Below are 16,438 nucleotides of genomic sequence, written 5' to 3'. Positions count from 1 at the left end.
AAGAGCCTAAAAAAGCGAGCTGCCATTTTCCGTATTTGGAGAACTGGCACTCGCTTTTTTTGTGTGTGGCTGTGTCATGTATAATCGCAGACTATGACCGGCAGTTTAATTAGTCACAAAGTCCCGTTTTCCCCTGCCTGCTGATAATATACTGAAAAAAGGTAAAGAATCTGCGCGGAGTTGACGATATAGTGGAAGAGTGTGGCATAAACCGGCCACGAATATTCTTACTGCCTAAGGAGAGAACAGATGACTGTGTACAGGAAAACGACGAAAATGCTCCTCATCATGATATTGCTCATCGCCGCAGCATTTCCGGTAAACGTCTTTGCCGCTACTGGTGACACTAACTCCATAGAATTTGAAAGCTCGGCCAAAGTGGAGATGACGGTCGGCCAGACACCGAAGCAGCTTAAGGTATATGCCAATCTGGAAGGTTCGTCTTCCAAGAGAGATGTCACGGCGGCAGCCGTATGGACCTCCTCCAAAACTGATGTCGTAAGGGTGGTCAACGGCCTGCTTACGCCGGTTGATACCGGCACAGCCATAATTACCGCCACCTACAACAATGCGGTGGCCACACTGGAAGTGTCCGTCACCCACCCGTTCAAGGAATTGACCCTGGAGCGCAGCTCCGAAGGAAATTATAAGCTCGGTGACGACGAGGAGACCTTGCTCGTCAAGGCAACGGCCGTGGGCGGAGAATCCGCCACGGCCAAGAACGATGTAACGGAAGAGGCCGAATGGAGCAGCTCCAGCACCGGTGTGCTGACGATTTCCAAGGGCCAGATTACACTGGTCGGTGAAGGAACTGCAACCATTACAGCCAAGTACAAGGGGCTGACCGCCACTTTTAAAGCGGTGGTTCAATTGCCGTATTCCGCGCTGGTTCTGAAGCAGTCCGGCAAAGAAGTCAAAGAGCTGGAAATGCTGGTCGGCGATAATCCCGTGCAGCTGACGGCGGCCACCAAAGCTACGGCGGACAGCACGGAAGAGAACATCGCCGATAAGGCGGAGTGGACCAGTTCCAGCGAGAATGTGGCCAAGGTGGAAGACGGCAAGATTACGGTGTCGTCCGCAGGCAAAGCCGTCATTACGGCCAGCTACCTCGGTGTGTCCAAATCGGTGGATGTTTATGTACGCGCCCCCTATGAGGCGCTGCTGCTGGATCCTTCCGGTGATCAAAGCCTGTTCCTGGGGGAGAGCCTGCAGGTCAAAGCGGAGATGCGCAACGCTGTGAACTCTACAGTTAATGAATCGGCCAGCGCGGTATGGACCTCCGACAACGCGCTTAACGTGACAGTAACCAAGAATACGCCTGGCGCCGCTGTGGATGCTTCGGCAACCGTGGCCGCAAAGGCCGTCGGCAGTGCAGTAATCAAAGCCGAGAATCTGGGTGTCAGCAAATCGTTTAAAGTTACGGTATATCCTACAATCACTGAACTGACAGCCGACAAGACCGAGCTTGAGCTATACACCGCTGATTCCGCCAGCCTGCCGAAAGTGAGCGGCACGAAGCTGGACGGCACGAAGCTGGACATTTCCGCAGAGATGGAATGGACCTCAGCGGATGAGGATATTGCTGCTGTCAAGGACGGCAAGCTTGTAGCCGGCGAAGCCGGGACTGTAACCATTACAGGCAAGATCAAGGAAGGCGATGTATCCTCTTCGCCGGCCTCCATTCGTTCGGCGAGCGTGCAAGTGAAAGTAACGGTCCAGAACAAAGTGCTGGTCCTGATCGGACCGGAGGATGCTTTCGGCCTGGTCATCGGTGAGGAGAAATCGCTGCCGCAGGTTACGGCCGTGCTGGAGAACGGCGATGAGCTTGATGTCTCCGATACTATCACCTGGGAACTGAGCAACAGCAATGCGGTGATCAAACAGACCGCAAGCGGCAAAACGGTCAAAGGGCTGATCAAAGGCTCCTCCAGCCTAAAGGGCACATACGCCAATAAGACGATCAGCGTTCCTGTGACCATTGAGCAGAAGGTTGTGAAGCTGCTGGTCGAACCAGCTGCGCTGGAACTGAATATCAAAGGCTCCAAAACCATCAAGGTAACCGGAACCTTCTCGGGAGGCAAGACGGCGAACTTCTCCAGTTCGATGAACTGGGTCTCCTCCAATCCGGAGATTGCTACGGTCAAAGGCTCATCCGTCAAAGCGGTAGCCGAAGGCACCGTCACGCTGACCGGCTCTTATCAGGGCATCAGTGCGACCGTGAAGGTTAACGTTGTACCGAAGCTGTCGAAGCTGACGGCGAGTGAGAACAAGCTGGCGCTTTCTCCGGGAGGAGTAAAGTCGGTGGTCGTTACCGCGCTCTATGATACAGGCAAAACAGCCAATGTAACCAGTGCTGTTGTCTGGACCAGCTCCAAGCCATCTGTGGCTACGGTGAATGCTTCCGGGACCATTACTGCCGTCTCCAAGGGCACGGCTTCCATTAAAGGCAAGCTGGGCAACAAGACGGTAACGGTATCCGTAAGCGTGAAATAGAATCTGTGCCTGCCCTTGAAGGCACTCCCGATCGAAGAGATTCGTGTATCCGCAAAATGCTGCACAGCGCAGCGTTTTGCGGATTTTTTGCATAGTTGCACCCGGCATAACGCAGTTATCATTTGGAGAATGGCAGCAGCTTAATATTTATGGAATAATTACTATAGAATTCCCCAGTAATTCGATGTATAATATCCGAAAAATACATCTGGGCTAATCATCTAGAGCATGGTTACATAGGTTCACACCAACCATAAAAGGGAGATGAGGCAGATGGCAAGAAGGAACGGATTGTCGATAATTACGGTTGTAGCGATTGGCATCGGGTCGGCGCTGTTTGTGATTCTGGGGAGATTCGGTTCCATTCCTTCCGGGATTCCCAACACCAGCATCGAAACGACGTATGCGCTGCTCGCTTTGTTCTCGTTGCTGTACGGGCCGGTTGCGGGTCTCTTGATCGGACTGATCGGCCATACACTGAAGGACGCCATTTTTTACGGGTCCCCTTGGTTCAGTTGGGTGATCTCCTCCGGGCTGGTCGGGCTTATCATCGGTCTGGCGTCTTCGCGGATTTCCATTGCGGATGGTCATTTCGGACGAAAAGAGATCATCACCTTCAATGTGGCCCAGGTGGCCGCTAACGCCATCGCCTGGTTCGCCGTAGCCCCGCTGCTCGATATTCTGATCTATGCGGAGCCGGCGGACAAAGTATTTACGCAAGGACTCGTTGCCGGAGCGGCAAACATGGTGACTGTGGGTGTGATCGGAACGTTGCTGGCGGCGGCTTTTGGAAAGACCCGTACGAAGCAGGGAAGCCTGCGCAAGCTGAATTAACGGTAGAGAACAGCATCAAGACCGGTGAAGCTCACCGGTTTTTTTAATTGAAGGAGATCGGGAATCCAAGGAGCGGATATGCAGATATGAGCAATACTATTATTGAGTTCGAGCATTTCTCCTTTACTTACCGCAGTCAGCAGGAGCCCACGCTCCGGGATGTTACCCTTAGCATTGCCGCCGGAGAGAAGGTCCTGATTGCCGGTCCGTCCGGTTCGGGAAAAAGCACGCTGGCCCATTGTCTGAACGGGCTGATTCCCTTTGTCCACAAAGGAACGGCAGACGGGCGCTTGAGCATCAAGGGGCGGGATCCGCGAGAGCTGTCCATTGCCGCCGTTTCCGGAATGGTCGGGACGGTGCTGCAGGACCCTGACGGGCAGTTTGTCGGGCTAACCGTCGGCGAGGATATCGCCTTTGGACTGGAAAACCGCGGGGTGCCCTTGGCCGAAATGAACCGGCGGGTCACCGCTGCAGCTGCAGCCGTCGGCATTGAGGAACTGCTGGGGGCCTCCCCGCAGGAGCTCTCGGGCGGACAGAAGCAGAAGACGATGCTGGCCGGGATATTGGCCCTGAATACGGATATTTTACTGTTCGACGAGCCCCTGGCCAGTCTGGATCCGGCATCCGGCGCCCAGGTCATAGAATGGATAGACCGGATCGCACAGGAGACCGGCAAGACGGTTATCCTCGTGGAACACCGCCTGGAGGAGGTGCTCCACCGTCCGGTAGACCGTATTATTGTGATGGAGGAAGGCAGGATTGTGGCTGACTGTCCTCCGGCAAAGCTGCTTGCATCGGAAGTGCTGACAGGCGCACGCCTCCGCGAACCGCTTTATCTGTCGGCGCTGAAATATGCCGGCTGCACGATCACCGAAGAGATGCAGCCGCAGCATCCGGATAAGCTGCAGCTTGGGGAGTATCAGTTCGCCAGGCTGCGGGAGTGGCAGGCAGACCGGGCAGGGGGCCTGGTATACCCCGTTTATCAGCCACTGCTCGAGCTGAAGGAGGTCACTTTCAGTTACGGCAAGAGGCCCATGCTGCAAGAAGTGTCGCTCACAGCGGGGAAGGGTGAAATGCTCTGTATCGCCGGCCGTAACGGGGCCGGCAAATCGACGCTGTCCCGGCTGATCTGCGGCCTGTACAAGCCGGATTCGGGCCGTATCCTGCTAAGCGGCCGGGATATCGGCAGAGACTCGGTCAGAGAACGGGCTCAGCATATCGGCTATGTCATGCAGAATCCGAACCATATGCTCTCAAAGCATCTGCTGTACGACGAAATTGCTCTGGGACTGCGGCTTCGGGGATTCGGGGAGGAGGAGGTCCGGGAGAAGGTGCTGAAGACACTGCACATTTGCGGCCTGCTGCCGTTCCGCGAATGGCCGGTGTCCGCGCTCAGCTACGGGCAGAAGAAGCGGGTCACCATCGCTTCCATCCTGGTGCTTGAGCCGGAGATCCTTATTCTCGACGAACCGACCGCCGGGCAGGATTACGGGTCATATCATGAGATGATGGAATTTCTGCTGGAGCTGCAGCAGCGCGGAATTACGGTCATCATCATTACGCATGACATGCATCTGATGCTGGAATATGCGCAGCGGACAGTGGTGCTGGCCGGGGGAAGGAAGCTAGCCGACGGCAGACCCGAGAACGTTCTTGCAGACAAGGGCGTTATGGACAGTGCCAACCTGCGGGAAACCTCGCTCTACTCCCTGGCGCGGCGGGCAGGCTTTACGGAGCCGGCAGAATTTGTGCGCACGTTTATCCACGACGACAGGAGGCGGCGTCAATGAGAGCCCGAATGCTAACGTTTACCGGGCAAAATTCGCCGGTGCACCGCCTGACCGGCGCCGCAAAGCTGATTGTTTTTATCCTCTGGTCCGTCTCGGCGATGATTACATACGATACCCGCTGTCTGCTGGCCATGCTGCTGCTTTCGCTGGTCGTCTTCCGGATGTCGCGGGTGAAGTTCAGCGATTATGCTTTTGTGCTATATGTTATCCTGCTCTTTTTCATGCTGAACCAGATCGCAATCTTCGTGTTCTCCCCGCTAGAGGGTACAAGGATTTACGGCTCACGGCATGATCTTGTCCATCTCGTGGGGCGTTATACAGTGACGGCGGAGCAATTGTTCTATCAGCTTAATGTCGCCTTAAAATATGCGGTCGTCATTCCGTTGGCTATCCTGTTTCTGCTCACGACAGACCCTGGAGAATTCGCCGCTTCCCTGAACCGGATCGGTGTTAATTATAAAATTGCCTATGCCGTTTCGCTGGCCCTGCGCTATATCCCAGATATCCAGCGCGACTATGAGCAGATATCCTTCTCGGCCCAGGCGCGGGGAATTGACCTCTCCCGCAGGGAGAAGCTGCCGAAACGGGTGAAGAACATGATCTCCATCCTGACGCCGTTGATTCTCAGCAGCATTGAGCGGATCGAGCGGATCAGCGCCGCTATGGAGCTGCGCGGCTTTGGCGCCGGCCGCAGACGTACCTGGTTCCGGTCACGGCCGTTCGCCTTCGCTGATTGGCTGGCTGTCGGCTGCGTATGTGCCATCGCCGCCGCTTCCGCCGTTATCACCTTTTATGACGGTTCCCGGTTTTATTCGATCTTTTGAATGCGGGAAGGATTAGTCTTAGCGGGCGGTTTGAAGTATAATAAGACAGCGATTAGCTGGGGCCGGTGCATTTACCCAGCCTTAAGTCAGCTTTGCCATCGCCGCTCGAGCCTGGTCCAGAGCGGCAGATAGCACAGCGGAAGTGCCAGCAGCGAGCAGACAACATTGAATATGGTCTGGGCATGCGCCAGTTGGGAAGCGGCTCCACCGCCGAAGGCAGCCGACCATACTGCGAGCGGTCCGGTGAAGGGCAGGAACAGCAGCGCACCGCCCACATTGAGCGCCACATGCGAGAGGGCGACGAACATGCCGGAGGCCGACCCGCCAATGGCGGATACGACGGCCGTGAAGCAGGTGCCGATGTTGGCGCCGAGCACGATGGCGATGCCGATCTCCGGCGGCATGACACCGGAGGCGGCAAGGCCCATCGCCATGCCGATCACCGCCGCGCTGCTGTGCAGAAGCGCGGTGAGGCAGGCTCCGGCGGCGAGGCCCCACAGGGCGCTCGTGGCGGCTTGCGCCATGAACCAGCGGAACAGCCCGCTTGCTTCCAGCGCGGGGCCGATGGATTGCATAACCGCGATGCCCCACAGGACCAAGGCGAAGCCGGCCAGCGCCAGGCTGATGAACTGGAGCGGCGCAGCGGCGCGGCGCAAGGCTTCGCCGGCGGGCCGGGTGCGGGGCGGCAGCTCGCCGAGGATGACGGCTGCTGCCCACAGGGAGAGCGAGCCGGCCAGCAGCGGCGCGGCCAGGCCGCTGATATTCAGCCCGATCAGCTCGGTAGTCAGACAGGTGCCGATGTTGCTGCCGAGGATAATGCCGAGCGTGCGGGAATAGGACAGGAGGCCGGCGTTGACCATGCCGATAGTCAGTACCGTTACGGCGGTGCTGCTCTGCAAGAGCGCCGACAGCAGGGCGCTGGCGGCCATGCCTTTAAGCGGTGTGGAGGTTGCCTTGTCCAGCGCGCGCGACAGCAGCGGACCGGCCAGCCTGGACAGCGCGGTCTCCATCACCTTCATGCCGGCAAGAAAGATTACAAGCCCATATATGACGGGGAACAGCACATCTCGGATCATAAGGAGACTCCTTCCGGACAGGGTTGTACATCAAATATATGAGGCCTGTAGGGAGGACATGTATAATATTGCACCGCAGAACCGGACTTGGCTTAACGCCTGCCGGCATTAGAACAGGGAGTTGAATGCATTGGTATCGGTAATATTGGAACGCAGCCGCAAGAAGCGGCTGGAGCAGGGACATCCGTGGGTATACGCCAGCGAAGTGGCCTCTGTAGAAGGTGAAGCGCAGCCCGGCGGGCTGGTGGAGGTGCGGAATCATCAAGGACGTTATCTCGGAACGGGGTACTACAATCCCGCCTCGCAGATCCGGGTCAGAATGGTGTCGGCTTCGCCGCTAACGGTTATGGACACGGCATTCTTCACGGAACGCTTCGGCAATTGCCTGCAGCACCGGGAGCGTTTTCTGCCGGGGGCGGATGCCTACCGGCTGGTCTACGGAGAAGCCGACTTTCTGCCCGGCCTGATCGTCGACCGCTTCGCCGATGTGCTCGTCGTGCAGATTCTGACTCTCGGCATGGACAAGTGCCGCGCCGAAATCGTGGAGGCGCTGGCGGCTGTGCTCCAGCCGCGCGGCATCTATGAGCGCAGCGACGTCTCCGTGCGCGAGCTGGAAGGGCTGGAGCAGCGGACCGGCGTGCTGTACGGCGAGGTACCGCGCCATGTGACCGTGGAAGAGAACGGTCTGAAGGTCATTGTGGACATTGAAGAAGGCCAGAAGACCGGCTACTTCTTCGACCAGCGGGAGAACCGGGCGGCCATTGAGCCGCTGATCAAGGGCTGGGGAGCGCGCAGCGGCATTACGCTGCAGGAAGTTGCCGCTGAAGACGGTACGCTGCATCAAGTCCCGGTGAACAAGAGCGGCAAGCAGGTGACTTTTCCGTACTGGGACGGGGCCACGGTGCTGGAGTGCTTCTCCCATACCGGCAGCTTCACCCTGCACGCGTGCAAATACGGGGCAAAGAAGGTCACCTGCCTCGATGTGTCCGCGCATGCTATTGAAAGCGCCAAGGCCAATGTAGAGCTCAACGGATTCAGTGACCGTGTCGAGTTTGTCGTGGATGACGCCTTCGCCTACCTGCGCAACCAGGTCAAAGGGCTGGAGGAGCGTACGGAGCGGGCAACGGGTGAAGGGGCGGACGCTGCAGGTAAACCGGCGGCCAAAGCCGATACGTCGAAGCCGATGACCGCCGGCGGCGGGCGTACCTGGGATGTTGTAATCCTCGACCCTCCGGCGTTCGCCAAGACCAAGAGTGCCGTTGCGGGAGCCTGCCGCGGCTACAAGGATATCAACCTGCACGGGATGAAGCTGGTTAACGAAGGCGGTTATCTCGTTACGGCAAGCTGCTCGTACCACATGCAGCCGCAGTTGTTCCTGGATACCATCCAGGAAGCGGCGAAGGATGCCGGCAAGGTGCTGCGGCTGATCGAGTGGCGCGCTGCCGGCAAGGATCATCCGCAGATTCTCGGTGTGGATGAGGGACATTATTTGAAGTTTGCGATCTTTGAAGTGCGCAGCAAGAAATAAGCTGCCGGAATCGTAAAGCGTTATTTGCTGTGCGTAACCTATCGGGGCGGCAGGACAAGCTTGGAACTGTGCGGAAGCATGGTTTCAGGCTTTTTCTGTTAGGACGGGAATTGCCTCCGGGAGGTCTTTTGTGCGCGGGATACTTGTAAACAATGGCAAACGTATGTTCTCGCTGGAAGAGTTGTGGTATAATGTTGGGACGAGTATTGCGGCCGTGTTAGCTCCATCCGTTGGTCCGGGGCTGCCACGAAAAGCCATGGAGGGAGTCTTTCGGAGATGACGGTACACTTTATGCTTGGCCGTTCAGGCAGCGGCAAGACAACGAGAATATGGGAGACGGTTTCCGCCCAATTGGAGCAGGAACCGTTCGGGACGCCGGTGATTCTGCTGGTTCCGGAGCAGGGGTCATTCGGCGCAGAACGCGGACTTCTGGAGTCCGGCCGGGTCAAGGGCAGCCTGCGGGCGCAGACGCTGAGCTTCTCGCGTCTCGCTTACAGGGTGAAGCAGGAGACCGGAGGCAGCGGCAGCCTGCCGATCAGTGAAGAGGGCAAGAAGATGCTGCTCTACAAGATTATCAAGCGCCGGAAGGATGAGCTGAAGCTGTTCGGGGCATCCAGCGACCGCCCGGGATTCGTCGAGCAGCTCAGTAGCCTGCATACGGAGCTGAAGCGCTGCTGCCTCGGCGCTTCCGAACTGGAAGAGCGGCTGGCCGATATCGGCGATGCGGCCGGGGGCAGCCCGATTCTCAGCGGCAAGCTGGACGATCTGCGCCTCGTGTTCGGCGACCTGGAACAGGAGATGTCGCAGCTGTATATCGATGAAGAAGACCGACTGGCGGAACTGGCGGAACATCTGGCCGATTCCGCTTATATCCGTGGTGCTGAAATCTGGGTAGACGGCTTTCACGGATTTACGAACCAGGAGTATACCGTGCTCCGCGGGCTGATGCTTCATGCTTCCAAGGTAACGGTAGCACTTACGCTGGACCGGATCTATCCGGCTGGAGCGCAGCCGCATGAGCTGGAGCTGTTCCATCCTACCGCCGTTACTTATATTAAGCTGCGCGGTATGGCCGAAGAATTGGGCCTTGAGGTCTGGGACGAGCTGCTATCCCCCCCGGTGCCGCCGAGATTTACGGACAGCCCGGCGCTCGCGCATCTGGAGCGCGGCTTCGCCCGGCGGGTCCGCTGGAGCGGGGAGTCAGAACCGGTATCCGCGGCCATTGCTGTCAGCGCGGCGGCTTCGCGCCGCACGGAGGTCGAAAGCGCGCTGGGCGAGATGCTCCGGCTGGCGCGTGAGGATGGAGCCAGATTTACTGAGATGGCTGTATTTATGCGTAATATTGCCGACTATGAACCGCTGGTTGCACCGCTCTTTGAGGAATACGGTGTCCCCTTCTTCCTGGACCAAAAGGCAGAGGAGCTGCACCATCCGCTGGCGGAGTTCATCCGTTCCGCACTGGATGTGGTGCGCCGCCGCTGGAGATATGAGGATGTGTTCCGCTGCGTGAAGACCGAGCTGCTGCTGCCCGAGGACAGCGGACTTACCCGGGGCGATATGGATGCGCTGGAGAATTATGTGCTGGCCTGCGGCATCCATGGCTACCGCTGGACCGACGGGAAGCCGTGGAAGGGGATTCCGAGCCTGTCGCTGGAGAGCAGCCCGGCCGTGGACGGAGCGATGCTGGAGCGGATGGAGCGCTGCCGGACAGCGATTACCGATGTGCTGCTGCCGTTTGAGAAGCGGGTGAAGAAGAGCAAGACGGCGCTTGAATTATGTACGGCGGTATACCTGCTGCTGCAGGAGTGCGGAGCTGCAGGCAAGCTGGAGCAGCTCAGTAAGGCTGCGCTGGAGCAAGGCCAGCCCGAGCGGGCCCGCGAGCATACCCAGCTATGGGGGGCGGTACTGAATCTGCTGGATCAGATCGCCGAGATGATGGGCCCGGAGAATATGGAATTCACCATGTTCACCGGTGTACTGGAGACGGGACTGGCGGAGCTGAAGCTGGGCCTCGTTCCGCCCGCACTCGATCAGGTGCTGGTGGGAACGATGGACCGCACCCGCGTGTCCGGCGTCAAATATGCTTTCCTGCTGGGCTTTAATGAAGGTGTGGTGCCCGCCCAGTTCAAGGAAGACGGCATTCTGAACGAAGGGGAACGCCTGGCGCTGGAGCAGGCCGGAATGGAACTGGCCCCAGGAGCGTCCCGCCGCATGCTGGATGAGCGTTTTCTGATCTATAACGCCCTGACAACGGCAAGCCGCAGATTATGGATCAGCTATGCCGCCGCCGACGAAGAAGGCAAGCCGCTGCTGCCCTCGGAGATCATCCGCCACCTGCAGGGCATGTTCACGGAAGCGCTGGCGGTCCGCCAGGTTACGGGCTTCCCTTCAGCGGTACTGCCGGGGGAGGAAGCGAAGGGAGAGGCACAGCATCTCGGCTTTATCGGAGCGCCGGAGCAGACGCTGCGGATGCTGATGCTGCAGCTCCGCCAGTGGCGGCAAGGGACGGAGATTCCCGGAGTGTGGTGGGATGTATACAACTGGTTTGTCCGGGACAGCGAGCAGAGCGGCCGGCTGAAGCGGCAGCTTCAATCGCTGTTCTACCGCAATGAAGGGAAGCCGCTGAAGCGCGAGACCAGCCTGCGGCTGTATGGCGGGACCACGCTGCGCGGCAGCGTATCGCGGATGGAGAAGTTCGTATCCTGCGCATTCTCGCATTTTGCCTCCTACGGGCTGAGGCTGAAAGAGCGTCAGCTGTACAAGCTGCAGGCGCCCGACATCGGCCAGCTGTTCCATGCTGCGCTGAGCGACATGGCCAAGCGGCTGCAGGAGCAGGGACGCGGCTGGGGCAGCATGACAGAGGAAGAATGCCGCCGCGAAGCCGGGGAGACGGTAGACCGCCTGTCCCCGCTGCTGCAGGGCGAAATTCTGATGAGCAGCAAGCGGTACGGCTATATCAAGCGTAAGCTGAAGAACATCGTCAGCCGCGCTTCTGTCATTCTGGGCGAGCATGCCCGCCGGGGCAGCTTCGAGCCGGTCGGGCTGGAGCTCGACTTCGGTCCGGGGCAGGACCTGCCCCCGCTGCGCATTACCCTGCCGAACGGCTGTGTGATGGAGGTGGTGGGACGAATTGACCGCGTGGATATGGCCGAGGGCGAGCAGGGGGTGCTGCTGCGGGTCATCGACTACAAATCCAGCCAGCAGGATCTGAAGCTGCATGAGGTGTACTACGGGCTGGCGCTGCAGATGCTGACCTATCTTGATGTGCTGCTGACCTATTCCGAGCAGTGGCTGGGCAAGCCTGCGCTTCCTGCGGGCACGCTGTATTTTCATGTACATGACCCGCTGCTGTCTTCGCCGAACGGCTTGAATCAGGAGCAGGCACGGCAGGAGCTGCTGAAGCGGTTCAAGATGAGAGGGCTGCTGACCGCCGACCCCGGTGTGGTCTCCTTGATGGACGCCGGGCTGGAGAAGGGGCATTCCTCCATTGTGCCGGTGGCGCTGAAGAGCGACGGCAGCTTCTACAGCAGTGCCTCGGTGGCTACGCCGGAACAGTGGAGACAGCTGCTGACCGCGGTCCGCAGCAACATCAGGGATATCGGAACCCGCATCACCGAGGGCGATGTGGAGATCAAGCCGTACCGGATTCAGCAGGAGACGGCCTGTACCTTCTGTGCCTTCCGGCCGGTATGCCAGTTCGATGAGAGTGTGGAAGGAAACGGGTTCAAGCTGCTGGACAAGCCGGGCAAAGAGGCCGTCTGGGATTTGCTGTCCCGCAAAGGAGGAGAGACGCTGTGAGCAGACAACCGAACATTGCACCGAAGCCGGAAGGAAGCCTGTGGAGCGACGACCAGTGGCGCGCCATCGCCGAGGGCGGCGACGATATTCTGGTCGCGGCGGCAGCCGGCTCGGGTAAGACGGCGGTGCTGGTGGAGCGCATTATCCGCCGGATTGCCGACCCGGAGAGCGGGTTCAGCGTGGAACGGATGCTGGTGGCCACCTTTACCAAGGCGGCGGCGGCCGAGATGCGCGAACGGATCCGGGAAGCGCTGGAGCGGAAGCTGGAGGAGGATGGGGAAGAGGAGAATGAACATCTCCGCCGCCAGCTGGCGATGCTGGGCAGAGCTTCAATCACGACGCTGCATTCCTTCTGTCTGGACGTCATCCGGCGATACTACCAGATGATCCCCCTCGACCCCGGCTTCCGGATCCTGAATGAGCACGAGGCGCAAATGATGCGCCAGGAGCTGCTGGAAGAGCTGCTGGAGGAGAAGTACGGCGAAATGGGCGAAGACGGGCAGGACAGTGTGTTCGTCACCTTTGCCGACTGGTTCAGCGGGGAACGCAGTGACGATGCCGTGCAGGCGCTGATTCAGCGCCTGCACGATTTCGCACACAGCCATCCGTGGCCGAAGCAGTGGCTGCGGGATACGGCAGCGGCATTTGCACTGCGCGACACGGAGGCTTTGGGGCGCACGCCTTGGGTTCAGAGTATTCTGGACGAAGCCAGGCTGACGCTGGACGGCGCTGTCAGCGAGCTGCTGCAGGGGCGGGAGATGGCACTGCAGCCGGGAGGGCCGGCTCCTTACGCGGAGAATCTGGAGGCCGACCTGGAGCTTGCGCGCGCCTTGCGGGAAGCGTTGGAGTCCCGCCCGTGGGCGGAGCTGTACGATATTTTTGTGGAAATTTCATTCACCAAGCTGAAGCCGTGCAAGAAAGATTCGACAGATCCGCGGCTGCAGGAGATGGTCAAGGAGCTGCGCGAGCGCGTCAAGAAAAGTCTGCTGGAGCTGCAGAAGTCGCTGTTCGGCCGGCCGGCGGAGGCTTACCTGGCCGAGCTCGGCGAGGCCGCTCCCCTGATGGCTGAACTGGCCGAGACCGTGATCGAATTCGGCGAGAGGTACCGCAAAGAGAAAGCCGGACGGGCGCTGGTCGATTTCAGCGATCTGGAGCACTATTGTCTGCAGATCCTGCGCCATGAAGATTCGGTTCCAGGGCAGCCTCTGCCGTCGGATGCGGCTATGGAATACCGCAGCCAGTTCGATGAGGTGCTGCTCGATGAATACCAGGACACCAACAGCGTCCAGGAGGAGATTGTCCGGCTTATCTCCCGCGAAGCTCCGGGCAACCGGTTCATGGTCGGCGATATGAAGCAGAGCATTTACCGTTTCCGGCTTGCCGAGCCCGGACTGTTCCTGGACAAGTACAACAGCTTCGGTGCAGGCCGGACGGGCAGCGGCGCGGAAGCGGCGGACGGAGACAGCGGAAGCGGGGGCATCGTCATCGACCTGGCGCGCAATTTCCGCAGCCGCCGCGAGGTGGTGGATGCGGTCAATATGATTTTTCGTCAGGTGATGAACCGCACGGTTGCGGAGATCGGTTATGACCGCCGCGCCGAGCTGGTATACGGGGCGAATTTCCCCGGAACCGAGGAAACGGCTGCGGATCCGTACTTCACGCCGGAGCTGCTGCTGATTGACCGGGCTGGGACCGGACGAGCTGCGGAGGAAGAGGGCGACGGAGAAACGCCGCCGCAGGATAACGACACCGCTGAGAGCGAAACGGCGCAGCTTGAGGCGCGCGCCATCGCCCGGCGAATCTTGCAGATGACCGGACGGACCGGAAATGCGCCGCTGCTCATCTACGACAAGGCGCTGCGCTTGATGCGTCCGGTGGTCTACGGCGACATCGTCATTCTGTTGCGGTCCGCCCGTCTGTGGACGCCGCTGATCTTGGAGGAGCTCCGTCTGGAGGGCATCCCGGCAAGCGGCGATGTGAACAAGGGCTATTTCCAGGCAACCGAAGTGGAAATCGCACTGTCGCTGCTGCAGGTTGTAGACAATCCCCGCCAGGATATTCCGCTGGCCGGGGTACTGCGTTCCCCTGTAGTCGGCTTAAGCGAGGAAGAGCTTGCGCTGGTGCGGCTCTGCAGCAAGGGAGCGTTCTTCGATGCGCTGCTGGCGGCCGCCGGCGAGGCTCAGGAGGACAGCAGGGTGGATATCGGCCCGCTGCAGCTGAGCCTGGACCTGTTCGAGGTTCTGCCGGGCGGTGAGGCGGCTGCGGAGACGGCGGCTGCGGCCGAAGCCTTCGCGGACGGCTCTGCGGATCATGCCGCGAAGATTCCGCCGGAGCTGCGCAAGAAGCTCCGCTATTTCCTGGGACAGCTGGAGGGCTGGCGAACGGCAGCCCGTCAGGGCAGTCTCGGCACGCTCATCTGGAGAATTTACGGCGAAAGCGGATATCTGGAATGGCTTGGCGGACTTCCCGGCGGCTTTCAGCGGCAGAACAATCTGAAGGCACTCTACGACCGGGCGGTACAGTTTGAACGGGACACCTCTGCCCGCGGCTTGTTCCGCTTCCTGCAGTTTATCTCGCGGGTGCGGGAGAACGGCGGGGACCTCGGCATTGCCGGCGGAACCGGCGAGGAAGCCGGCGGCGTACGGATTATGACCATCCATAAATCGAAGGGTCTGGAGTTTCCGGTAGTGTTCCTGGCGGGCATGGCTAAGCCCTTTAACCGGGAGGATCTGCATTCCCCGTTCCTGATGCACAAGGAGCTTGGCTTCGGGCCGCGCTATGTACAGCGGGAGACGCGGGTCACTTATCCGACCCTGCCTTATCTCGCCATCAACCGGCGCGCACGGCTGGAGCTGCTGGCCGAGGAGATGCGCGTGCTGTATGTGGGCCTGACCCGGCCCCGTGACAAAATGATTCTGGTCGGCACCGTGCGGGACTTGGCCCGTACCGCCGCCGGCTGGAGCGGCATGCAGAGCCGGGAGGAGCTGCTGCTGGAGGCGCCGCTGCTGGCCAGAGGGCGCAGCTATCTGGACTGGGTCGGCCCGGCGCTGATCCGGCATCCTGCAGCGGCGGTGCTGCGCAAGCTGGCCGGCGCCGACGGCGCTGTCTCCGGCGCGCTGCACGGCGATCCGGCGAATTGGAGCATCGCCGTATGGAACGCTTCCGATCTGGGCTCCGGCGCGATAGGCGGGACCGGCGAGCTGCCGGACGGCGAAGAACGGCGGCTCGCGCAGGAAGCGCTGCGCCGCGCCCGTCCGGTTCCGTTCCCCGGAACCGCCGCAGCGGGAGAGGTTGCGGACAGGCTGGAGTGGAACTACGCCTATGCGGCAGCTGCCGTTATTCCGGCAAAGACTTCCGTAACGGAGCTCAAAGGCATGCTCGCCTTACAGGAGCAGCCTTCCTATGATCTCATGGAAGAGAGAGAGGCGGCGGGCAGGCGGCCGGAGGCGCGTGTGGAGCAGCTGCATCTGCAGCGGCCGAAATTTATGGAGCAGCGGGGGCTGACCGGGGCAGAACGCGGCACGGCCTATCATACGCTGATGCAGCACGTTCCGCTTGACGGTCCGGTTGACCTTGCGGTGGTCGAAGCAACGCTCGCCCGTCTGACCCGTGTGGCCATCCTTAGTAGGGAGCAGGCGGAAGCGATTGATCCGGCACAAGCGGCTGCTTTCTATGACAGCGAGCTGGGCAGACGTCTGCTGGGAGCTTCCTGGCAGCGAAGAGAGCAGCCCTTCAGTTACATGCTTCCGGCAAGTGAAGCCTATCTGGGTCTTGAGCTAGAGGGCGACTCTGCTGCGGCTGCGGCCGGGGCTGAAGGCGGCGTGCTGATTCAGGGGATTATCGACTGCCTGTTCCGCGAGAACGGCCGTCTGATCCTGCTTGATTACAAGACGGACGCCGTACTGGAGCACAGAGGCGGCATCGCTGCTTTGCAGGAGAAATACCGGTTTCAGCTGGAGCTGTACGCCAAGGCGCTGCAGGATATTACAGGCGAGCCGGTAAGCGAGATATGGCTGTACTTTTTTGAAGGCGGACATGCCGTGCAATTATAACTTGTTACTAATTTGATGAACACCGCAGGGAGCAGCGGGGAAA

General features: G+C 59.8%; 8 protein-coding genes. 7 read left to right on the top strand and 1 reads right to left on the bottom strand.

Features of this window, described 5'->3' with window-relative positions:
- Window positions 1-249: 249 nt before the first annotated feature.
- From F1381_RS16305 to F1381_RS16290, 4 genes are all read left to right on the top strand, one after another.
- A complete protein-coding gene (locus F1381_RS16305) occupies window positions 250-2,493 on the top strand; it encodes an Ig-like domain-containing protein (RefSeq protein ID WP_151735907.1) in 2,244 nt (747 codons plus the stop codon).
- A 273-nt stretch (window positions 2,494-2,766) separates the two neighbouring features.
- Window positions 2,767-3,327 (top strand): ECF-type riboflavin transporter substrate-binding protein, encoded by a 561-nt coding sequence (locus F1381_RS16300; RefSeq protein ID WP_222850450.1) that lies wholly within the window; start codon window positions 2,767-2,769, stop codon window positions 3,325-3,327.
- Between the two features lie 86 nt (window positions 3,328-3,413).
- Window positions 3,414-5,117 (top strand): ABC transporter ATP-binding protein, encoded by a 1,704-nt coding sequence (locus F1381_RS16295; RefSeq protein WP_151735905.1) that lies wholly within the window; start codon window positions 3,414-3,416, stop codon window positions 5,115-5,117.
- Complete coding sequence (locus tag F1381_RS16290; protein WP_151735904.1) at window positions 5,114-5,941, top strand: energy-coupling factor transporter transmembrane component T family protein; 828 nt, start codon at window positions 5,114-5,116, stop codon at window positions 5,939-5,941. Before F1381_RS16295 ends, F1381_RS16290 begins: the two co-directional genes overlap by 4 nt.
- A gap of 86 nt (window positions 5,942-6,027) precedes the next feature.
- Here F1381_RS16290 and F1381_RS16285 read toward each other — a convergent pair whose 3' ends face one another.
- The gene (locus F1381_RS16285) at window positions 6,028-7,017 is read right to left on the bottom strand and encodes a Na/Pi cotransporter family protein (protein ID WP_151735903.1); all 990 of its coding nucleotides are present in this window, start codon (window positions 7,015-7,017) and stop codon (window positions 6,028-6,030) included.
- Between the two features lie 130 nt (window positions 7,018-7,147).
- Here F1381_RS16285 and F1381_RS16280 point away from each other — a divergent pair, with 130 nt between their 5' ends.
- From F1381_RS16280 to F1381_RS16270, 3 genes are all read left to right on the top strand, one after another.
- Window positions 7,148-8,545, top strand: coding sequence for a class I SAM-dependent rRNA methyltransferase (locus tag F1381_RS16280; RefSeq protein WP_151735902.1), 1,398 nt, complete (start codon window positions 7,148-7,150; stop codon window positions 8,543-8,545).
- Window positions 8,546-8,821: 276 nt separating this feature from the next.
- Entirely contained in the window at window positions 8,822-12,343 is a 3,522-nt protein-coding gene (gene addB, locus F1381_RS16275) for a helicase-exonuclease AddAB subunit AddB (protein WP_151735901.1), read from the top strand.
- Window positions 12,340-16,395 (top strand): UvrD-helicase domain-containing protein, encoded by a 4,056-nt coding sequence (locus F1381_RS16270; RefSeq protein WP_151735900.1) that lies wholly within the window; start codon window positions 12,340-12,342, stop codon window positions 16,393-16,395. Before addB ends, F1381_RS16270 begins: the two co-directional genes overlap by 4 nt.
- Window positions 16,396-16,438 lie beyond the last annotated feature (43 nt).

This window comes from Paenibacillus tengchongensis (genome assembly GCF_008973665.1).
Classification (GTDB): domain Bacteria; phylum Bacillota; class Bacilli; order Paenibacillales; family Paenibacillaceae; genus Paenibacillus_AQ; species Paenibacillus_AQ tengchongensis.
Note: the sequence above shows the minus strand (reverse complement) of the source record. Positions and strands in the feature narration are given on the sequence as shown.